This is a genomic window from Listeria farberi (assembly GCF_014229245.1).
Lineage (GTDB): Bacteria > Bacillota > Bacilli > Lactobacillales > Listeriaceae > Listeria > Listeria farberi.
The window spans coordinates 193662-214987 of the sequence record NZ_JAARZJ010000002.1 but is presented as its reverse complement, the minus strand read 5'-3'; the positions used below and the strand labels follow the sequence as shown (position 1 = coordinate 214987).

The 21326-nt window shown below is 36.4% G+C and carries 17 protein-coding genes and 1 riboswitch; of the genes, 12 read left to right on the top strand and 5 right to left on the bottom strand.

The window, feature by feature from the left end; genetic code table 11:
- Positions 1 to 360: 360 nt before the first annotated feature.
- The 11 genes from secA2 (at position 361) to HCB45_RS02830 (ending at position 14838) form a co-directional block, all read left to right on the top strand.
- Positions 361 to 2691, top strand: a complete 2331-nt coding sequence (gene secA2, locus HCB45_RS02880; protein WP_185618659.1) for an accessory Sec system translocase SecA2 — start codon at positions 361 to 363, stop codon at positions 2689 to 2691.
- Between the two features lie 115 nt (positions 2692 to 2806).
- Positions 2807 to 3976 carry an AI-2E family transporter gene (locus HCB45_RS02875; RefSeq protein WP_185318087.1) on the top strand — a complete coding sequence of 390 codons (1170 nt, stop codon included), beginning with the start codon at positions 2807 to 2809 and terminating at the stop codon, positions 3974 to 3976.
- Between the two features lie 270 nt (positions 3977 to 4246).
- Positions 4247 to 4960 (top strand): WxL domain-containing protein, encoded by a 714-nt coding sequence (locus tag HCB45_RS02870; RefSeq protein ID WP_185318088.1) that lies wholly within the window; start codon positions 4247 to 4249, stop codon positions 4958 to 4960.
- 70 nt (positions 4961 to 5030) lie between these two features.
- The gene (locus HCB45_RS02865) at positions 5031 to 6056 is read left to right on the top strand and encodes a WxLIP family cell surface protein (RefSeq protein ID WP_185618656.1); all 1026 of its coding nucleotides are present in this window, start codon (positions 5031 to 5033) and stop codon (positions 6054 to 6056) included.
- A gap of 17 nt (positions 6057 to 6073) precedes the next feature.
- Positions 6074 to 8539, top strand: coding sequence for a hypothetical protein (locus HCB45_RS02860; protein WP_185618653.1), 2466 nt, complete (start codon positions 6074 to 6076; stop codon positions 8537 to 8539).
- A 112-nt stretch (positions 8540 to 8651) separates the two neighbouring features.
- On the top strand, positions 8652 to 10055 hold the full coding sequence (locus tag HCB45_RS02855) for a cryptochrome/photolyase family protein (RefSeq protein ID WP_185618650.1): 1404 nt from the start codon (positions 8652 to 8654) through the stop codon (positions 10053 to 10055).
- A gap of 137 nt (positions 10056 to 10192) precedes the next feature.
- Positions 10193 to 10606 carry a DUF2177 family protein gene (locus HCB45_RS02850; protein WP_185318092.1) on the top strand — a complete coding sequence of 138 codons (414 nt, stop codon included), beginning with the start codon at positions 10193 to 10195 and terminating at the stop codon, positions 10604 to 10606.
- A gap of 2 nt (positions 10607 to 10608) precedes the next feature.
- Positions 10609 to 12375, top strand: a complete 1767-nt coding sequence (locus tag HCB45_RS02845; protein ID WP_185618755.1) for a DAK2 domain-containing protein — start codon at positions 10609 to 10611, stop codon at positions 12373 to 12375.
- Entirely contained in the window at positions 12375 to 13145 is a 771-nt protein-coding gene (locus tag HCB45_RS02840; RefSeq protein WP_185618752.1) for a DUF1295 domain-containing protein, read from the top strand. The genes HCB45_RS02845 and HCB45_RS02840 overlap by 1 nt, the downstream gene beginning before the upstream one ends.
- 126 nt (positions 13146 to 13271) lie before the next feature.
- A complete protein-coding gene (locus HCB45_RS02835; RefSeq protein ID WP_003765692.1) occupies positions 13272 to 13814 on the top strand; it encodes a DUF1269 domain-containing protein in 543 nt (180 codons plus the stop codon).
- A gap of 223 nt (positions 13815 to 14037) precedes the next feature.
- A complete protein-coding gene (locus tag HCB45_RS02830) occupies positions 14038 to 14838 on the top strand; it encodes a formate/nitrite transporter family protein (RefSeq protein ID WP_003760764.1) in 801 nt (266 codons plus the stop codon).
- 39 nt (positions 14839 to 14877) lie between these two features.
- On the opposite strand, the gene metX is transcribed toward HCB45_RS02830, so the two are convergent.
- Together metX and HCB45_RS02820 are read right to left on the bottom strand one after the other, a co-directional pair.
- Positions 14878 to 15984 (bottom strand): homoserine O-acetyltransferase MetX, encoded by a 1107-nt coding sequence (gene metX / locus HCB45_RS02825; protein WP_185618647.1) that lies wholly within the window; start codon positions 15982 to 15984, stop codon positions 14878 to 14880.
- A gap of 16 nt (positions 15985 to 16000) precedes the next feature.
- Positions 16001 to 17278, bottom strand: coding sequence for an O-acetylhomoserine aminocarboxypropyltransferase/cysteine synthase family protein (locus tag HCB45_RS02820; protein WP_185618645.1), 1278 nt, complete (start codon positions 17276 to 17278; stop codon positions 16001 to 16003).
- A 108-nt stretch (positions 17279 to 17386) separates the two neighbouring features.
- A riboswitch (SAM riboswitch) is annotated at positions 17387 to 17487 on the bottom strand.
- 238 nt (positions 17488 to 17725) lie between these two features.
- On the opposite strand from HCB45_RS02820, the gene HCB45_RS02815 reads away from it, so the two are divergent.
- Complete coding sequence (locus tag HCB45_RS02815; RefSeq protein ID WP_185318095.1) at positions 17726 to 18253, top strand: HdeD family acid-resistance protein; 528 nt, start codon at positions 17726 to 17728, stop codon at positions 18251 to 18253.
- 43 nt (positions 18254 to 18296) lie between these two features.
- Here HCB45_RS02815 and HCB45_RS02810 read toward each other — a convergent pair whose 3' ends face one another.
- The 3 genes from HCB45_RS02810 to HCB45_RS02800 form a co-directional block, all read right to left on the bottom strand.
- Positions 18297 to 19631, bottom strand: a complete 1335-nt coding sequence (locus HCB45_RS02810) for an LPXTG cell wall anchor domain-containing protein (protein ID WP_185318096.1) — start codon at positions 19629 to 19631, stop codon at positions 18297 to 18299.
- Between the two features lie 212 nt (positions 19632 to 19843).
- The gene (locus tag HCB45_RS02805; RefSeq protein WP_185318097.1) at positions 19844 to 20536 is read right to left on the bottom strand and encodes a Crp/Fnr family transcriptional regulator; all 693 of its coding nucleotides are present in this window, start codon (positions 20534 to 20536) and stop codon (positions 19844 to 19846) included.
- A gap of 75 nt (positions 20537 to 20611) precedes the next feature.
- Positions 20612 to 21160, bottom strand: a complete 549-nt coding sequence (locus tag HCB45_RS02800; RefSeq protein WP_185318098.1) for a biotin transporter BioY — start codon at positions 21158 to 21160, stop codon at positions 20612 to 20614.
- Positions 21161 to 21326: the final 166 nt, after the last annotated feature.

The window sequence follows — 21326 nt, the reverse complement described above, 5'->3', positions numbered from 1 at the left end:
TTTATAGTGATTAATACTTAGTTTACCCAGTTTTTACGCAAAAAACAAATGAATAAAAACTGTTTTAAAAAGAGATAGCGGACTATACCAACTATTTGTAATGAATTTGTAATAAAGGAAAAGCGAACGTGCATTCTTAGGGCTTGAGATGTACTGCTGGGGAGTCCTTTAAGGTGTAAGTGAGATATGAACAAAAAGCAATAACTTTCGCTATGAGAAACCTATTGTTGTTCGTTAATAGAAAAATTTAATACATTTGTAATATAATTCTCATCAATTTTTCGTTTTTACTAAACCTGAAATAAATTGCCAGATGACTTTGTGGTATTCTATAATAGAAGGTATGGAGGATGTTATATAATGAGACAGAATTATGATGATCGCAAAATTGTGAAACAGTACAGAGAAATAGCCCGTCAAATCGTTAGAAAAGAGGGCTTATATAAAAATATGGACCAAGATGAACTTCGCGAACAAACGAATTATTGGCGCGAAAAATTTAAAACAAAACCAATGACAGAACGAGATAAGATTAATATTTTTGCATTAGCAAGAGAAGCGGCAAGTAGAATTATTGGCTTGGATGCCGTTGTCGTTCAATTAATTGGTGCGCTTGTTCTTGGTGATGGTAAAGTGGCAGAGATGAAAACCGGTGAAGGTAAGACATTGATGTCATTATTTGTGATGTTTATTGAAGTGATGCGTGGCAACCGTGTCCACCTTGTTACTGCGAATGAGTATTTAGCAAGACGGGATCGGGAAGAAATCGGGCAAGTGTTAGAATATCTCGGTATTTCGGTTGCTTTAAACGAATCTGGTTTAGATAAAGATCAGAAAAAAGCGATTTATACAGCAGATGTCATTTATGGAACAGCTTCTGAATTTGGTTTTGATTATTTACGTGATAACATGGTTCGTCAAAAAGAAGATAAGGTACAAAGTGGACTCGATTTTGTTTTGATAGATGAGGCAGATTCCATTTTAATAGATGAAGCACGAACTCCTTTACTTATTTCTGATCGTAAAGAAGAAGATTTATCGCTTTATCAAACTGCGAATAATCTTGTGCAAACAATGATGAAAGATGATTATGAAATAGAAGAACATAAACGTTTTGTCTGGTTAAATGATGCAGGAATTGAAAAAGCACAAAAATTTTGGGGTGTTGAATCACTTTATTCCGCGGAAGCACAAGTGGAACTCCGTATTACAATGCTTCTAATGCGCGCTCATTTTTTGATGCATAAAGATAAAGACTATGTCGTTCTAGATGGGGAAGTTTTAATTATCGACCCGCATACTGGACGTGCGCTTCCAGGACGCCGCTTTAATGATGGCCTTCACCAAGCAATTGAAGCAAAAGAAGGTGTGGAAGTAAAAGAAGAATCGCGCACGCTTGCGACCATTACAATTCAAAACTATTTCCGAATGTATAAGAGACTCTCTGGTATGACAGGTACAGCGAAAACCGAAGAAGAAGAATTTCGGCAGATTTACAATATGGATGTAGTCGTAATACCAACGAATTTACGCGTGAATCGTGAAGATATGCCGGACGATATATTTTATACGAAAAAGGAAAAAGGGCGAGCGATTGTTTACGAGGTCTCTTGGCGTTATGAAAAAGGTCAGCCAACTTTAATTGGAACTTCTTCTATTAAAAGTAACGAATGGATTAGCGGTTTACTTGATGCCGCTGGAATTCCTCACCAAGTTTTAAATGCTAAAAACCACGCCCAAGAAGCGGAAATTATTGCAAAAGCTGGGAAGCGCGGTATGGTAACTTTAGCAACGAATATGGCAGGCCGAGGAACGGATATAAAGTTAGATGCGGATGTTCATAAACTTGGTGGATTAGCAGTAATCGGGACTGAACGTCATGAGAGTCGTCGAATTGATTTACAGTTAATGGGCCGTTCTGGCCGACGTGGTGACCCTGGTTTTAGTAAATTTATGATTTCATTAGAAGATGATTTATTAGAGCAATTTGAAAGTAAAAGTTGGGAAAAACTGTCCACAAAACTTAAACGTAAAGCACCTCGTGATGGAAAGCCTGTTAACTCGCGCAAAATTCACTCTGTCATTGTAGATGCTCAGAAACGTTTGGAGGGTGCAAATTACGATATTCGGAAAGATTTGCTTTCTTATGATGAAGTTATCGATTTACAGCGGAAAATGGTTTATAAAGAGCGAGACCAACTTTTAGAACGAAATAAGCTTGGTATCTCTTCGGAAAAAATTCTTCGGGAAGTTGCGGAATATTCATTTATTCATCCACTTGAACTCGAGGAAGAAGAGCTGGAGAAATACTATAGTCGCCAAAAAGAATTACTTGGTGGCACTAAATTTCCCATCTCTTTCGATCAAGTGACATTGATGGATCCAAGAGAAGTAGTGGAAGAAATTGTCTCTTGGCACAAAAAAGAACGTAATAAATTTCCAGTTGAAACAATTACTGCAATTGAAAAAGAAGTGTATTTAAACTTAATGGACCAAATGTGGGTAATGCATCTCGACGCTATGGTTCAATTGCGGGAAGGCATTCATTTACGCGCATATGGACAACAAGATCCGCTCGTTATGTATCAAAAAGAAGGCGCGCAATTATTTGAGAAATTCCAAGCTGACTATCATTTTTATTTTGCACATGCTTTACTTGAATTAGATCCAGATGGATTGATTCAAGGATAAATTACAACTTACGCCTGATTTTTTTCAAATTTATGGGTAATTTAGTGAGAACGAGGGTATTAACCTATATAATAGTAACAAACAAAAATAAATTTAGACAAAAGAAGGTGGAAAAGTGAAGGGGACATTAACAAAATTCAAACAGTTTTTTATTGAGAATAAGTTTGTACTAGGATTATTAATTTTCTTGCTAGTAGCGCTTGATATTTATGTATTAACGAAGATTGCCTTTATTTTTGATCCACTAATGGTAATACTTAAAACCGTTGCTGCACCAATTATTTTAGCAGGAATTTCCTATTACTTATTTAACCCAATAATTGACTGGTTGGAGAAAAAAAAGTGGAAACGAGGCTGGGCAATTGCCTTGTTATACTTAGTAATTATCGGTTTAATCATTCTATTATTTAGTTTTGTTATTCCAGCAGTGAAAGACCAAATTGTTAGCTTATTTAAATCATTCCCAGGTTATTGGGACCAAATCACTCAAAAATTTAATGAATTTAGCCGTTCAAGCTTATTTGATCAAATAAAAGATAAATTAAGCACTAATATGAGTGATATTATGAAAACTCTTTCGACGAAAGGGACTTCCGTTATTAATAGCGCAATTACTAGTATAGGAAGTATTGTTGGAACTGTAACTGAAGTGGTACTAGCTATTGTGACTACACCGCTTGTATTATTTTACTTATTAAAAGATGGGAAAAAGTTGCCAGACTTCCTATTAAAAATGCTACCTGTAAATGGTCGTGCGCATACACGTCAAGTACTTGGTGAAGCAAACCACCAAATTAGTTCTTATATTCGTGGCCAAATTATTGTTAGTTTGTGTATAGGTATTCTGCTATTTATTGGTTATTTAATTATCGGTTTACCGTACGCATTAACGCTTGCAATTATTGCTGCATGTACTAGCATTGTTCCATACTTAGGACCAGCAATCGCTATTACACCAGCTATTATTATCGCAATCGTAACTTCTCCTTGGCTATTAATTAAATTAATTATTGTATGGTGTGTTGTTCAATTATTAGAAGGTAAATTTATTTCGCCTCAAGTAATGGGTAAAACATTAAAAGTACATCCAATTACAATTTTATTCGTTATTTTAGTAGCAGGAAATCTGTTTGGAGTGCTCGGAGTTATTTTTGCAGTACCAGGTTATGCTGTACTTAAAGTAGTTGTAACACATGTATTTATCTGGTTCAAACGAATTTCAGGGCTTTACGGAGAACAGCCTGAGAGTGAATACGTTGTAACGCCTCCTGAAGAAAAAGAATAAAACTAACAAGAGTTCTATTGGTTAGAAAGGTATTTTCTAGCTTAATAGGGCTCTTTTTTGATGAATAAAAAATGAATAAAAAAGTTCACAAAACAGACATAATTTTTTTCTTTACAAGGTGAGTCCGTTAACAGAGCGGTTTCTGTGTAATTTTTTTAACGTTTATAAAAAATAATGTGATAAAATTTATCATTTTTCATAAGTTGTACATATTTTTGGAGCTCTTTTCATCATATTATAAAGATAACGTATGACGAAAGGAGAAACAAAATGATTTTCAAAAAAACATTAATTGTAGGATTAATTGGCATAACTTCAGTCACACTTTTTGCACCGTCTGCTTTTGCAGTATCTTCAGAAGGGGATTCAAAAGCATCAATTAAATTTAAAGCGGGGACTGGGATAGTTAATCCGGTAGATCCAGAAGATCCAACAAAACCAATAGATCCACTAGATCCAAGTAATCCGACTGACCCTGGAACTGGAAATACTGGTTCACTAACAATGGATTACGTATCTTCTGTAAATTTCGGAGAGCATGAAGTTTCATCCACAGAACAAAGCTATTCTTCTACTTCTAGAAAGCCGTTTATTCAAGTATCTGACCGCCGGGGAACAGGCGCTGGTTGGACAGTTACGGCAACAGCTACTGCTTTTAAAGATGAGGAAGGAGCTGCTTCACTATCAGGAGCTAAACTGTCATTTAAAAATGGGGAAACTGTTTCTTCCAGTACAACAGCAACAACTCCAACCGCCGTTCAAACAGTGGAATTACCTGCTGACGGAACTTCAATTGTAAATGTTGTTTCGGCAAAAGAATCAGAAGGTATGGGAACATGGATTAATCGTTGGTTTGGCGCGACACCAAATGATGTAGCTAGCTTAAATGACAATGTTAAGTTAACGATACCAGCAGGAAGTGCAACACTTGGAGACCATGAAGCAACAATTACATGGACATTATCTGACGCACCTGGTGTTTAAAAAATTTGCGTTTAGAATTTTATTTCTAGACGCAAAATTTTTTATTAAAGGCGATGAAAGGAAGGTTTAATTGAAAAAAAGTTTTCTTAGCATATTATTCCTCGTTCCATTATTAATGACATTCGGCAATTTTACAGAAGCAAAAGCAGCAGAAGGGGATGTCGGCTATTCCGTTCAAGCTAATATTCCGGACAATCAAATAGATAAAAGACAAACCTACTTTGACTTGAAGATGAAACCAAAACAAAAGCAAACAGTAGAAATAGATGTAATGAATAGCTCGAATGAAGAAATTCAAGTAGAAGCATCCGTCAATTACGCAACTACCAATCGAACAGGTGTGATTGATTACACGAAAAACGACCTTTCTAAAAAAGATAAAAGCCTAAAGTACCCATTACCCGCATTAGCTACAATACCAGACGACCAAAAACTTCTAACGATACCTGTAAACGGCAAAAAAACCGTTCAAGTTACAATCGAAATGCCAGACGAATCAATCGATGGAATTGTTTTGGGCGCAGTACAATTCAAAAAGAAAAATCAAACGGAGACCAAAAAAACAAAAGGTGTCTCACTTAAAAATGAATATTCCTATATTGTTGGTATGCAGTTATCTGAAACCGACAAACAAGTCAAACCACATATGAATTTATTAAGTATTAAACCAACTCTTATCAATTATCACACAGCGATAGTTGCCAAATTACAAAACGACCAACCAGTTATTATCAAAAATCTAAGTATTGATGCAAAAGTGTATCAAGATGGTTCGGATAAAATGCTGTACCAAACTAAAAAGGCAGATATGACGATGGCACCGAATTCCAGTTTTGGCTTTGGAATTGATTGGGAGAATAAACCATTAAAAGAAGGTAAATACAGATTGAAAATGACTGCTACGAATGGCGTAGAAACTTGGAATTGGGATGAAACATTTACGATTGGTAAAAAAGATCAAGGCTTAAATAAAGAAGCAGTGAATTTGAAACAAACGAGCCAATGGTTGTATGTTGCGATTGCTGCAGGTGTTTTACTTATAGTATTAATTATTATTCTAGTAATTAGAAAACGAAGAAATAACCAAGAAAAATAAAGAAAGGAGCTGGCACATTGGCTTTCAAAAAATTAATGATTGTATTGACCATAGCGGCTCTTTTTCTAAGTTTTAACCTAGTAGTAGATGCTGAAACTGGTAGTGATAATTTAGCGGCAAATGAAGCGGTAGTCACTAATTTCGCGGAACTGAAAGCAGCCATTTCAGAAGACAACGGGATTAATACTGTTTATTTAGGAGCAGATGTTGAATTATCTGGTGGCATTGTTATTCCAGCTTCGAAACAAACTTTTACTTTATCAGGAAAAAATCCAGCAACTGGTGAAATTCACACATTAACCGAAACAATGGCATCAGCAGGAGCGCAGAGCAGTGTCATCACAGTTAACACAAATACAGGTACAAAAGAAACCACATTAAAAGATATCAATGTTATTGGGAAAAACTACTATGGAACTATTTCGGTTTATGGGGCTGCAAAAGACGTCGTTCAAAACTATGAAAATGTTCATTATCAAGGTCCGCAAATGATTTATAATTTAAATGGAATAGCAAATTTCAAAGGGACAAATGATATAACGATTGCCTCCGTTGTAAGCGGATCAGCAGCAGTAAATGAAGTTGCGGAAATTAAAGGAGTAAACGTTTCTGGAAAACTAAATATTAATCATGCAAGCGGAAATGCGAATAGTGCGTTCTGGTTTGGTGGCGGAACAGCTGATGTCAATACTTTTACAGTTGAAGAAAATGCAGATGTAACCGTGCTTTCTAACGGGACAGGGATGTTTTATCGCTCAGGCGCAAAACCAATTGATATTGATGTAAAAAAGAATGCGAAATTAAATATTACCTCAAACAATAATGTTTTTCGAGATACGCCAGGTGGGACAGTTAAAATTGCTGAGGGCGCCGATGTGACAATGACAAAAACAGCAGGCTCTAATCCACTTCTTTGGTCAGCGGATGATATTACTGTCAGTCCAAATGCTCGCTTAATCTTAAATAAAACAGGCGGTACTGGCTATATTATCCAATTTTATAATGCAACTGCGAAATTAGACATTCAGGATCCGCTAAGCTTTTTGATTGCAACGAATAGTAATACGCCAATGTTTTACTGGCCTTATGCAAATACATTTAATTTAGATGCACAATTGGTAAATTACTGGAATACAGCTGGAGCAATTGATCGGACAGACCAACCAGCACAAATTTTTAATTTACCGAATGGGGAAAATGTTACTGGGAGTTTAACTTATTCAGGAACAACGACAAAAATTCTGTCTACTAATGCTGGAATGACGCCAACGAATTTTAACCAAAATACGGCGCGAATGATTGCGATGGGGCGCCTTGAAGGAACGATAAATCCAGTGACGGATGGAGACAACGAAGTCACCGGAACAGCGACACCAAATGCATTTGTTAGTATTGCATATACAGAAAATGGTGAAAATAAGCTATTAGCAGGACAAGCAGATGACACAGGCATTTATCGAATTGCTATCTCGAATGGCTTTATTAAACCTTACACTGATCTAGTAACAACAATTACACAAGACCAAAAACGAATTACCTTAGATCCGGTAACTGTAAAAGATGTGACTCCTCCAAGCGGAGATGCTGTTCCGCAAGTATTAAACATAGGGGATTCGCTCCCGGATGCATATAAATTAGTTACGAACATTACAGATCACTCAGATGGTACGACAGGTGAAGGTGTTACTATTACCATACTAAATGAACCAGATACGAATGTATTTGGACCTACAGAAGCAATTGTTAGGTTAGAAGACAAGGCGAATAATTACGCTGATATTCATGTACCAGTTTTTATTAAAGATGATTTGACAGAAATACAAGATGAGCAAGCATTACGAGCAAAAGATTTTTCCGCCAATGTAAAAGACTTCATTAATCTTAATGATGAAGAAATGAAACAATTCATTCTAGATAAATCGGAAGCACAAGCGTTCAATATCTTAACTGGTAAAGATTTAACGCCTGATGTGAAAGTAACAAGCACAAATCTAAAAAAAGAAACCGGAACATACACAGCCACCATCCAAATTGGAACTTTGACAAAAGAAATTACCATTCAAGTAACTGGTGAGCTGAAATTCAACCATGTGCCAGCAACAATGTCTTTTGAATCGATCGAACTTAATAATCAAAAAAGTATCGCGAAACGAAATACGGATTTTGATTTATCTGTACTTGACTCACGAGGAGCAGGTAGCAAGTTCAGCGTGACAGCATCAGTAAAATCACCGCTAACTTCAACAACGAATCCAGCACACACATTACCTAATGGGCTTATTTTCATTGATAACAATGGCGAGAAAAAACCGCTTTCAGATGAACCAATGACTATTTACCAGTCCAATGCGACCAATGACATGATTGTTCCCATTACGTGGGCAGAAAATCAAGGCATCCTTGTAGAAGCAGACGTGGCTCACGCTTATACGGATGAGGACTACGAAACAACGATTGAATGGACATTGACGGATGCTCCGTAGAAAACCTATTAATTAAAGTTAATAGGTTTTTTGCGTTATAAGCCCTTTGTTTTTCTATATCTAGTCATTTCTCGTATAATAACGATAAGTAATGTGCGAAAGGTGGGAGCAAATGACTTCAGCAATGTGGTTTCGTAGAGATCTTCGAGTAAATGATAATAAAGCTCTTTATCATGCCTGTAAAGAAGAAGATTTAATTTTGTTATTTCAAGTAAATCCAGAGCAATTTATCAAAGGGAGCCCTAGTCACCAAGCATTTTTCGCGAGTGTAGCCCATTTTCAACAAGAACTAAATAAAAACACCCATTTGCAAATCATGTTTGGCGAGCCAATCGAGCTCTTAAAACAATTAAAAGAAAAAATACCAACTTGGGATAAAGTTTTCTTCAACCGCGATGAAACAGGCTACGGAGCAAGTCGAGATGAGGCAGCTCAAGCATTCTTTGCTGATAAGGAAATCACAGTTCACAGCTATCACGATAGTTACCTTCATTCAGCCGAAGAAGTGAAAAAATCCGCTACAGAATACTACAAAATTTTCACTCCTTACTACAAAAAATGGCGCGAAGAAATAAAAGAAATACCTTTAAAAGTCGCTTTAAAACCAGAAAATATTAGGAAAGAAAGCCTATTTCCAAAATATGAGGAACAGTTTAGAGAATTGATTCAAGATTTACCAGCCTTTGATTCCGGTGAAAAAGCAGCAAATACGAGACTTGCAAACTTTGTAAAAGAAGACTTAGCAAACTATGATAAAGCAAGAGACGTCCCAGCACTTGATAAAACGAGTCATTTATCACGCTATTTACGAACGGGAGAGATTTCGATTCGTACAGTTTGGCAGGCGCTTCAAAAAGAAGAAGCTACAGAAGGACGAGCAACATTCGAAAAAGAACTGTGCTGGCGGGACTTTTATAATATGATTTATGTTTCTTTCCCAAAGCAAAAAAATGAGCCTATTCAAGAAAATTATCGTTTTATTGAATGGGAAAATAATCGCGAATTTTTTAAGAAGTGGCAAGACGGGCAAACCGGTTTTCCGCTTGTCGATGCTGCGATGCGCCAATTAAAAGAAACCGGCTGGATGCATAATCGCCTAAGAATGATTACGGCTTCCTTTTTAACGAAGGATTTACTGATTGATTGGCGCTTTGGCGAAAAATATTTTCAACAGATGCTAATTGATTACGACCCAGCGAGTAATATTGGTGGTTGGCAGTGGGCGGCTTCGACTGGAACAGATGCAGTGCCGTATTTTAGAATTTTTAATCCAACAACCCAATCGGAAAAATTTGATCCAGATGGTAGATTTATTCGGAAATATGTAAAGGAATTACGGGATTTGCCTGCTAAATTTATTCATCAGCCAGAAAAAATGTCTGAAACAGAGCAACAAGAGCATGGTATGATTTTAGGAAAAGATTATCCACTTCCGATAATTGACCATAAAGAGCGACGAAAATTAGCGATTGCGCGATACGAGTTTAGCAAGGAGCATTCTAGGGGAAATATATAGATAGTGAATCAATCATTGCGTTAAATGATTGATTTTTTTATGGCAGAAAGTAAGAAGAGTGGGTCTTGAGCAATCTTTTAGGAGTAAGAACCTAGGTATGTTAAAATTCACTTATCAAGTGATAAGGGGGAGTCGAAATGGCGCAATTTTTAAAGCTATTTGTAACAAGTGCTGTAGTTTTCTTAGTTTTCGATCTTTTTTGGTTACTCGTAGTTTCTAAGAAAATGTATCAGCAGTTTATTGGGGAGTTAATGGGGGATGTAAGGCTTGCTCCAGCAGTAATTTTTTATTTTATTTATGTTGTTGGGGTTACTTTTTTCGTATTAATGCCTGGAACGGAGAAAGGTAGCTTAGGTTACACGATTTTAGCCGGAGCATTATTTGGTTTAGTTTGTTATGCTACGTACGATTTGACGAACCTAGCAACATTAAAAGATTGGCCAATTACGATGACAATTATTGATCTTATTTGGGGAACAGCTGTGACGACTGTGACTTCCGTAATTGTCTACTTCATTAATCTACATTTCTTCTCGGGAGTAGGTTCCTAATGATGGAGTCTGAAAGCAAACGTCTATTACAAAGCATGTTGAACGGGGCAGCTGAAGTAATTAGTAAAAAAGATGAGCTAAATCGAATTAATATTTTTCCCGTAGCAGATGGTGATACAGGAAGTAATTTAGCTTCATTAATGCAAGCGATTATTGATCATGTTTCGCCACGAGAATACTCCACGAAAGAACTACTTGATGAAGTGGCCAGCGCGGCACTAATAGGAGCCCGTGGAAATTCTGGGATGATTTTTGCGCAATATTTAAATGCCGTTGCGGAAAGTTATCATCACTTCGAATCTACTTTTGACGGATTAGTTCTAGCATTTCAAAAAGCGGTTTATAAAGCTTACGATGCCCTGTTAGATCCAAAAGAAGGTACTATTTTATCGGTAATGAAGGCTTGGTCTGAGGCGCTTGCTGGGACATATGAACAAGAACGTTCTTTTCAACAATCGCTGTTAAATGCGCAAAAAGTTGCGGAACGAGCATTAATTAATACCGAATTTCAAATGGCTATTTTACGAAAGAACCGGTTAGTCGATTCGGGGGCGAAAGGTTTTTATTACTTCATTGCCGGGCTGACCAATGCTTATTGTGGGGAAACAGTTTCTACACCAAATAATTATGTGGAGCAAGAAATATCGAAAGAACACAGCCATTTTGAGACAAGTGAACCAATTTATCGATATTGTTCTGAATTTATTATTAAAGAAGCGACTATCTCCCATCAAACATTACGAGAAGTCCTTGCGCCAAAAGGAGATTCCTTGGCGATTGCAGGGAATGAAAAACAAACAAAAATACACATTCATACAAATGAACCACAAGAAATAGTAAGTTTACTATCAGAATTCGGAAAAATGACCTATCAAAAAGTAGACGATATGCGGCTTCAATATGATGTAACGAGAAATCCACGAGCAAAAATTGCGATTGTAACTGATTCGATTGCTGACTTACCTAAAGATTTCTTATTAGAACATCAAGTGCACGTTTTGCCGATGAATATTTTAGCTGGGGAGGAAAATTTCCTCGATAAATTAACAGTTGGACCAACTTTGATACAACAAAAACTAACACAGCAATATAAAATGAGCACAGCGCAACCTACCATTCGAACAGTTGACGCATTATTATCGTTCTTAGAAAATAAGTATCAACATGTACTGGTTATTGCAGTTTCAGCTAAATTAAGCGGGACGTATCAACTAATCAAGCAACGAATTAAAGCGCGCGATTTGTCGTCAGAATGGATTCGCGTTATTGATTCCAAATTGAATTCCGTTGCTCAAGGGCTTCTAGTAAAGCAGGCAGTGGGATTAGTGGAAACTGGAAAGTCTTTTGATGAAGTTACTTATAAAATCGAACAGTTAACTACTCAGATATTTATTTATGTTGCAGTGGCAGATTTATCGCCAATGGTGGAATCTGGTCGGATACCGCGAATTTTAGGCATGTTGGCACAGAAACTTTCATTATATCCAATTGTTAGTCTGGACAGGAACGGTGAAGGGAAATTAATAGGTGTGTCATTTAGTCAAAAACAAAGTATGAAAAAAATCATTAGAAAAGTTGCAAAATTACGACTGAAAGAGCTTGCTATTACGCATGTTTCTTCAGAGCGTGACGCGAAACTTTGGCAGAAAGAACTTGAGGCGAAAATAGGAGGAAGTAGCTATTTAGTGGATAGTTCAGCTGCAATTGCCATCAGTGCCGGACTTTCTAGTGTCGCGGTCGCAGGAATTAAAAAGGAGGAAACAATATGATGTATTGGATAGTAGCACTCGCTTTACTTGTCTATTTTGTACTTTGGTTTATCATTTCAAAAATAAAAGGTAAATATTCATTAGTAGATATTGCTTGGGGTGGGGGATTTGTTGTTGTTGCTTGGACCGGGTTTTTAACTACCTTTAGTGTAACGGTGCAAAGTTTGACGATTCTTATTTTAGTTACTTTATGGGGCATACGTTTATTTTGGCATTTAGCGCGTAGAAATTGGAATAAGCCAGAAGATTATCGCTACGTTAATATGCGCAAACGCTGGGGAACGACATTGGTTAATTTAAAAGCATTTTTAAATGTTTTCGTTTTGCAAGGTATTCTCTTATTTATTATCGCTTTACCAATCACACATAGTTTTGCCAATGAATCAGCGGAATTTACTTGGTGGCAAATTGCAGGAATCGTAATATGGGTTATTGGTTTTGTGTTTGAAGTTGGTGGTGACCTTCAGTTAGAAAACTTTAAAAAGAACCCAGCTAATAAAGGAAAACTACTAACGACAGGTTTTTGGTCTGTTACAAGGCATCCTAATTATTTCGGCGAAGCTCTTAGTTGGTGGGGTGTATTTTTAGTCGCGTTAACACAAATAACAGATCTTTGGCTGATTACGAGTCCGATTGTTATCACCTTATTATTACTATTTGTTTCCGGTGTCCCACTACTTGAAAAAAAATATCGAGACCGCGAAGACTTTCAAGCTTATGCCAATAAAACCTCTAAATTCTTCCCATTTATTGGTAAAAAAGGTCTGTAAAAGTACTGATTTAAGTAGGAAGGTGCTATTAATTGCTATTTGCCGACTAGTGCGAGTAGAATAAGAGTTGGGTATGAAAAAACATGCCTAAATACAATGCTTTATGAGGCGAGAGGGGTACAACAGATGAAAAAAGAAAAAACAGTGTTAATTATGAATTTCGATGAAGAAAGTATTTCTTATCAAGCTTTCTCTGAAATGAAAAGATTGCACCAAGAACGCAAAATCATTGGTTATCAAATGGCGGTTGTAAAACATGAGCCAGGAAATAAACTTGTTGCACAAGATTTTCTTGATTTTACTGGTGCCGATAAAAATATGAAAGATAGCCTTATTGGTATGTTAATTGGTATTTTAGGCGGTCCATTCGGTATTTTAATTGGTTGGATGGTCGGAGCAATCGTTGGTTCTATGCAAGATGCTGGTGAAGTGAAAAACGCTCTATCCGTATTTGAAAGAACGCTAAAAACAATTCCAGAAGGTTCGACAGGCGTTATCCTGATTGCGACAGAGCAAGAATTAGCAAATGTAAACGATGTAGTAATGGATGAGTTACATGGTCGTGTGCAACGCATGGATGAAGCAATTGTAGCTCAAGAAATCAAAAGTGCTCAAGAAACAGAAGGAAAAGCAAAAGATTCAGCTAAAAAACATTGGTTTGGAAAATAAATCAGCTAAACGAGGACAGAGAAATCTGTTCTCTTTTTTTGGTTTTAATAATGATAAAACGGGGAAATTAACAACATAAAACTTCCAGATGAAAAAAAATTCAAGATGATAACGCTTAACTCATTTTTATTTTCTGAAAACTATTTGCATCAAATTAAAAACATGCTACAATAAACAAGTTGTGAATTTCACAAGAAAATTTTTTGTTTGGAGATGAAATAATTTGGATGTGGAAAGTAGTCCATTAATGCAGAAAATTGATTATAGTACGCGCAAAAAAATTGATTTAGTAAATAATAGTATTCTTCGTTATATCGTGCGCGCGATGTTAGCATGTTTATTCTTAACACTAGGGACTGCGGTCGCTGTAATGATTGGTGATAAAGTTGATCATTTTGCTCCAGGACTTGGTAAAATCACGTATGCGTTTATGTTTAGTTGGTCACTCGTGATGATTATTTATATGAATGCCGAGCTTGGTACTTCTAACATGATGTATATGACAACTGGTGTTTATCAAAAAATTGTTAAACCAGGAAAAGCGTTACAAATTTTGATTTTATGTATTGTTTGTAATTTATTGGGTGGAATTCTTGCAGGGTATTTAGTTTCTCTGACATCTGTTTTCCATAATTTGCCTGCGGATCATTTCTTATTTACTGCCGTTAGCGGTAAACTTGAAAAAGCGCCACTACAAATTTTTGTAGAAGGTATTTTCGCCAATATTGTTGTAAATACGGCTGTGCTTTGTACGCTCCGAATGAAAGATGATGCTGGTAAAGTCATTGCGATGATTTTCATTATTTTCATCTTTGCATTCTTAGGGTTCGAGCACGTTATCGCCAACTTCTCATCATTCTCATTAGCATTTTTCGCTTCTGGTGGAACACTTGCTGCAATGACAGCAGGCAATGTGACCGTCAATTTAGTCCTTGCTTTACTTGGGAATTTTGTAGGTGGTGGCCTCGTTATCGGACTAGGCTATGCGTGGCTTAACCGAACGAAATCTATTTACAAAGACTAATAAAAAGGAGACCTCTGAAATTTTTAGAGGTCTCTTTTTTTATATGCTTTTAACAGGTAAATTACTTAAAAATGACCGAATGAGCGGCTCAAACTTCGGTACTTCCTTTTCCACTAGAAATGCGTCATGACCGTATTCAGAGGCCACTTCATGATAAGTAACCGGCACATCCCATTCTTTTAAAAGCTCGTAACCACGACGTAAATCATGAATTCGGAAAAGCTGGTCGGTCGTAATACCAATGAGCAAATACGGAATTTTAATTTTTGAAAAAGCGGGTAAATCATCTTTCGCGGGAGTCGTAACGTCAAATAAATCAATCGCTTTTGTTAAATATAGATAACTATTTGCGTCAAACCGCTCGACAAAAGTATCCCCTTGATATTGTAAATACGATTCAATTTGAAAATGCTCTTTTGAGAAAGCAGCAGGAGAAGACTCGGCGACAGTGAAACGTTCAAACCGTTTAGAGAAAAGTTCGCTCGTCCGGTAAGTCATCATCCCAACCATTCTCGCAGTCGCAAGCCCGCCCTCAGGTTGACCAATATAGTTGCCGCCATTAAAATCGGGATCATTCAGAATCGCCATCCGCATAATTAAGTTATAGCCAATCGCATCAGGTCCGGCAGCGAGTGGGGAAGCGATGTTAATAATGCTATCTGTTATATCCGCATAATCAATCGCCCATTCTGTGGCTTGCATTCCACCCATTGATCCACCAATCACCGAAACAACCCGCGTAACTCCAAGTTGTTCCAAAAGTTCACGCTGCACTTTAATAATGTCTTTAATAGAAAACCCGGGAAATTGTAACCGGAATGGCTCACCTGTTTTTGGATTAATAGAGGAGGGGCCAGTCGTTCCACTACAGCCACCAAATACATTCGTACATACCAGAAAATATTTGTCTGTATCAATTGTTTTCCCTGGTCCAATATAATCATCCCACCAACCAGGAGCATCATCTTCAAAATGCTTCGCCGCGTGAGCTGTCCCAGTGAGCGCATGTTCTAACAAAATACAATTATCGCGTGATTCAGAAAGGGTCCCGTATGTTTCGTAGCCAACTAAAACAGGGCTTAACGTTTCTCCGTTTTCAAGTAGAAGAGGACTTTTTTGAAATAGTTCTTTTTGTTGTAAGGTCAATTCTCTTCACTTCCTCCTAAATTTGCTCTAGCGCTTTCGTTAAGTCTTGAATAATATCATCCGTATTCTCGATTCCAATAGAAAGACGAATGGACTCAGGTTTCACACCAGCTGTTAATTGTTGTTCTTCACTTAGTTGTTGATGAGTTGTGGATGCTGGATGAATAATAAGCGATTTTGCGTCACCAACATTGGCTAGATGCGAGAACAATTCTACAGATTCGATAACCTTTTTCCCAGCCGCGTAACCACCTTTAACACCAAATGTGAAAATGGAACCAGGGCCTTTTGGTAAATACTTTTGAGCTAACTCATGGTATTGATTGTCTGTTAAACCTGGATAATTCACCCAAGCTACTTTAGGGTGGTCATTTAAGAAATTAGCCACTTGTTTGGCATTTTTTACATGTTGTTTAAGACGTAAAGATAGCGTTTCTAGCCCTAAAATGAGTAGAAATGCATTAAAAGGAGAAAGCGCTGCACCAGTATCACGAAGGAGTGAGACGCGTAGTTTAGTAATGTAAGCCGCTGCGCCAACATCATTTGTATAAGACAAGCCGTTATAACTGTCGTCGGGTACAACTAGCTTTGGAAACTTACCATTTGTCCAATTAAATTTACCGGAATCAATGACCGCGCCACCAATTGCAACCCCGTGACCGCCGATAAATTTCGTTGCTGAGTAAACGACAATATCTGCGCCGAAATCAAACGGGCGATTTAAATAAGCGGTCGCGAATGTGTTATCAACGATGAGTGGAATATCGGATGCATGTGCAATTTCTGCTACTTTTTCGATATCGACAATATTTATATCAGGATTGCCAATTGTTTCAACAAAGACAGCTTTCGTATTATCTTTAATTGCTTTTTCAAAATTTTCAGGTTCGTTAGGGTCGACAAAAGTAACGTCAATTCCAAACGTTTTAAATGTATGCGAGAAAAGAGTGTGTGTTCCACCATAAAGTGTTGCAGCTGCAACGATATGATCTCCGGAACCAGCAATATTTAAAATAGAGTAAGTAATAGCAGCCATGCCAGAAGCCGTTGCAACCGCACCAATGCCACCTTCAAGTAAAGTTAATCGTTCTTCTAATACAGCTGTAGTAGGATTCATAATTCGTGTATAAATATTTCCAGTTTCCTGTAAACCAAATAAGGCTGCGGCATGTTCCGGACTATCAAATGTATATGATGTCGTTTGATAGATTGGCACGGCTCTAGAATGTGTATCTCCGTCTGGTGTGTGCCCGCCGTGTACTTGAATTGTTTCGAATTTATACTCATTACTCATAAAATCCACTCCTCTTTAATATGTATTTATCAGTAATTTCTATCAAAAAACCTCCCTAGCAGTATATAAGCCGCCAGAGAGGATAGAGTTTCCTAAACTTGGATTTCCGACTTATCTTTCAGAATATACTGCTGGAATTAGCACCGTGAAAATAAATTCCGGTTGCTAAGGCTTCAAAGGGCCAGTCCCTCCACCTTTCGTGATAAGAAAATACTATTAAATTAAGTTATATATTACGCTGGATGAAACAAATTGTCAACTAAGTATTTAAAAGTCCCAAAATAGTGCTTTTGTATGGAGTTTTTGTGACAAAGCTATTTTTAGGTTAATATTTAACGTTAAAAAGGTTTTAAAATCGTTTTTTTAGGCTATTATAGTTAAGACTAATTATATTTCATTAAAAGTGAGGTTGTATTAGAACAAATAAAGGGGAGTTGAAATAAAAAAATGAAGACATTTACACGAATTCTTGTTTTATTAGCAGGGATTGCAATGATTGTACTTGGGATTTGGTTTTTATTCCATCCAGGTATTTCATTATTAACCTCAACATTGATGATCGGATTCTTACTACTGATTTCAGGTATTTTCCACACTATCTCTTATTTTTCAGATAGAAAGTCGCAAAATGTTTCTGGTTGGGTGCTAGCTGACGGAATTTTATCAATCTTATTAGGTTTCTTGCTATTATTTAATGAATTTGATGGAACTTTAACGCTTGTATTGCTATTTGGTATGTGGGTGTTGTTTGCTGGTATTATGCGTACAATAGGCGCATTTACAGCTAAACAAAACAACGTACAAGGCTGGGGCTGGATATTAACTATTGGTATTATTGGTATCATTGTTGGCTTCATTGCTCTATTCAATCCAGTTGTTTCCGCAATTGGTATCGTACTTATTGTAGCGATTTTCTTCATCGTTCAAGGTATAGGCGCAATCGCAACATTTTTCTTTATGGGAAAAAATTATTAATAAAAAGTGAAACCAGTTTTAAACTGGTTTCACTTTTTTTGTGCTATTTTTTTCGTAAAATAATTACTGAACTACTAATTAAGATAAAACCAAAAAGTGTGAATGGATTTGGATTCGCATCGCCAGTTTTTGGTATGATTTTTTGTGTGACATTACTATTCTTAGTATTACTATTTGTAGTATTACTATTTTTAGTATTTATCGTTTTTACTTCAAAGGGTGATTCATTTAGTTCTCTAATTTTTAACGTTTCTGGGTCATAAATATAGTATGTTTCTTCACTGTATTCTACTTCAGTACTGCTATATAAAGCAAATATATCACCTGGTTGTAAGGGTGTTTCGAATGTAATGGTGAAGTTTCCTTTTTCATCTTCTATAGACCATCCAATCAAATTTCCGTCCTCATCTTCTGCAATTACACCTAAGTTAGGCATAGTAACTCCGTAAAGGATGGAAGGTGTACTTCTATTCAAATCAAGAGTAGGTGCTTTAAGTGTGGGTTTATCACTAACGATAACGTAGTAAGAATAAAACTCTGTTGTATTTCCTGATGGATCTGTTGCGATAACAACAAAGGCATGCATACCAAGTCGAGAATATGTTGGTTCATATCCAGGTTTAAAAGTTAAAGTAACTTTACCCGAGTTATCAGTAGCTGTTACAAATGTAGAGGGCGTTATAGTTTCTCCTTTGATAATAAACGGATAGTCGTCTGGATTAACACTAATCTTTGGTGGTTCTTGATCTAGAACTTTGTAAGTAACTATTAATTCAATAGTTTTTCCATCTTTAGAAGCTACTATTGTTGTTGTAAAAGTACCAGTTTTCTTGGTAGAAGGCGCTCCGGATTTAAAGCTTAATTTTGCTCCTGCTGCAGGTGTTGCGAATTGATTCGGTGTTGGTTTGGAGCCTAATTCAATCACAGGTGTTGTTGTTTTTAGCGTTGCAAGTGGTGCGGCTTCTTTTACTATGTAGTTCACTGTTATATCTGTAGAAGTATTATCATCGAAAGTCACCTGAATTTCTATTGAGTAGTTTCCAGAAGCATTTGTTACAGGTTGTCCGTTTTTAAAAGTAAATGTTGGATTATTTGAAGCATCATTGACTGTTACAAAATCTTGTGCAGCGGGCGTATCTCCAATTTTAAAAGAAAGGTTTGTTTTTCCTACTACTGCATTTGCGTTGGCTTTTAAAAGTTCTTTTTTAGTTTTTTGTTCTTCAACCGAATTATTTTTCGTAGTTGTTTGTGTTGGTGGAGCTATTTCTGTTGTCGATTCATTTTGTTCTCCGGTTTCTGTAGCAAAAACAGGAGTGCTAATTGATAAAATTAGTCCAAATGCTAAAATTACGATTAACTTTTTTTTGATGTTTTTCATTCTATATCCCCAATTCCCTTTTTATTTTATGTTGCTAATTAATTATACAATATTATTTAACTTTGTGAAAGAGAATATTAAATTTATTTTACGAAAAAATTACCTTAATGTTACAAAAATCCGAGAAATTACCTTGCCAAACTTAAATACTAAATTTTATCTCTTTTTTTAATATGAAAAAGTCGCATATTTTAAAATATGCGACTTTAAAACTATTTATATGTATTGCTTAAATTTTGTTTGCGGTTCTCGAAGTCAGTTATACGCCAAGGTTTCGGCGATAAAGCAATCACACCATCTTCTTCCAGTTTCCGCAAGTTGGTAGCAACATAAGCTCGAGCTAAATTTAAGTAATTGCCTAAGATTTTTTGTGTAAAATAGTATGGAATTAGGCAAGAACCATCTGACTCCATTCTTCCAAACCTTTCCCCACAAGCAATTAATCCTGCCAAGACTTTCTCGCTAGAAGGTAAATTCACATAAGCTTCTCGTTCCAATATTGGAGCAACCATACTTTGCATAAGGTTATTCATTTGCCAGAATACCTCTGGTGAGCTTAAGAGCTTATTCAGAACATATTTACGTTCAAATTGATAAACACTCACTTCGCTTATAGTGGTATAGTTTGCAGGTGATTGAGCTCCTCCAAGTAATGTAAGCGGACCGATAGAATCATGTTTACCTAAGAAACTAATAATGCTATCTTCTTTACACGTATTTTTACTCATCGAGACGACCCCGTCTTCAATAATATAAAAGTATGTTGTTTCTGTGCCTTCTGTTAAGATTTTCTGATTTCGTCTAAAACGAATTCTTTTATATGGAAGAACCGCTTCATTTGAATCTTTTAATAACTCAAGTAAATCTGTGTTGTAAAAGCTATTTTCATCATTCAGTAATGACATATACCGAGTCCCCTTTTCTCAGTGCTAATCATTATCATTATATAGGAGATGAATCAAAATGTGTATTAATGGGACTTATGATGCTCTGAGTAGTTTTGCCTTAATTAAACGATCACGAATGAGAATACCTAATAGAGCAGCAAAAATCGCTTTAATAATACCTGGGATAATAAATGGTACCATCCCTGTTAAAAAGGCAGTTGGCCAGTCAAGACCAGTACTAACTTTAAGCCATAAAACTCCGAAAATAAGCGTAACTATAGCACCTAATATATTAGCGACGATAGCATATGGAACAGTGAATTTTGTTTTTTCAAGTAGCCAACCTGTAAGGAGTGCATTAAAAATAAATCCGACAATAAATCCACCAGTAGGACCAAAAAGAATTCCAATACCTGCTGTCATGCCTTGGAAAACTGGAATACCAACTGCTCCAAGAACAATATAAACTAAAACAGATATCGTACCATGACGAGCTCCAAGAATTGTTGCAGCTAAACCAATGGCAAATGTCTGTCCAGTAAGAGGAATAGGACCAAGTGGAATAGCAATTTGTGCGAGTAAAGCAATGATGATTGCGAATAAAGCATCTACGACTAAAAATTTCAATTTCTGATCACGCATAAACTTATCTCTCCTTAATGTAAACTTAATACTAAAATAGGTTAACATTTATTAAGTGAAAAAACAATACTATTTTTTTTAGGCAGTACCTTGCAATGAACACTAGTGTATGATAAACTATAGCAGTAGTGAATAATATATAGTAGTGATTACTTGTTACTAGTGG

What these genes read in the sequence shown, in the direction of transcription:
- HCB45_RS02855 (WP_185618650.1), top strand. Translation starts at nt 8,652, where the DNA reads ATGACTTCAGCAATGTGGTTTCGTAGAGATCTTCGAGTAAATGATAAT.
- HCB45_RS02810 (WP_185318096.1), bottom strand. Translation starts at nt 19,631, where the DNA reads ATGAAAAACATCAAAAAAAAGTTAATCGTAATTTTAGCATTTGGACTA.
- HCB45_RS02870 (WP_185318088.1), top strand. Translation starts at nt 4,247, where the DNA reads ATGATTTTCAAAAAAACATTAATTGTAGGATTAATTGGCATAACTTCA.
- HCB45_RS02805 (WP_185318097.1), bottom strand. Translation starts at nt 20,536, where the DNA reads ATGTCATTACTGAATGATGAAAATAGCTTTTACAACACAGATTTACTT.
- secA2 (WP_185618659.1), top strand. Translation starts at nt 361, where the DNA reads ATGAGACAGAATTATGATGATCGCAAAATTGTGAAACAGTACAGAGAA.
- HCB45_RS02835 (WP_003765692.1), top strand. Translation starts at nt 13,272, where the DNA reads ATGAAAAAAGAAAAAACAGTGTTAATTATGAATTTCGATGAAGAAAGT.
- HCB45_RS02845 (WP_185618755.1), top strand. Translation starts at nt 10,609, where the DNA reads ATGGAGTCTGAAAGCAAACGTCTATTACAAAGCATGTTGAACGGGGCA.
- HCB45_RS02820 (WP_185618645.1), bottom strand. Translation starts at nt 17,278, where the DNA reads ATGAGTAATGAGTATAAATTCGAAACAATTCAAGTACACGGCGGGCAC.
- HCB45_RS02850 (WP_185318092.1), top strand. Translation starts at nt 10,193, where the DNA reads ATGGCGCAATTTTTAAAGCTATTTGTAACAAGTGCTGTAGTTTTCTTA.
- HCB45_RS02815 (WP_185318095.1), top strand. Translation starts at nt 17,726, where the DNA reads ATGAAGACATTTACACGAATTCTTGTTTTATTAGCAGGGATTGCAATG.
- HCB45_RS02800 (WP_185318098.1), bottom strand. Translation starts at nt 21,160, where the DNA reads ATGCGTGATCAGAAATTGAAATTTTTAGTCGTAGATGCTTTATTCGCA.
- HCB45_RS02840 (WP_185618752.1), top strand. Translation starts at nt 12,375, where the DNA reads ATGTATTGGATAGTAGCACTCGCTTTACTTGTCTATTTTGTACTTTGG.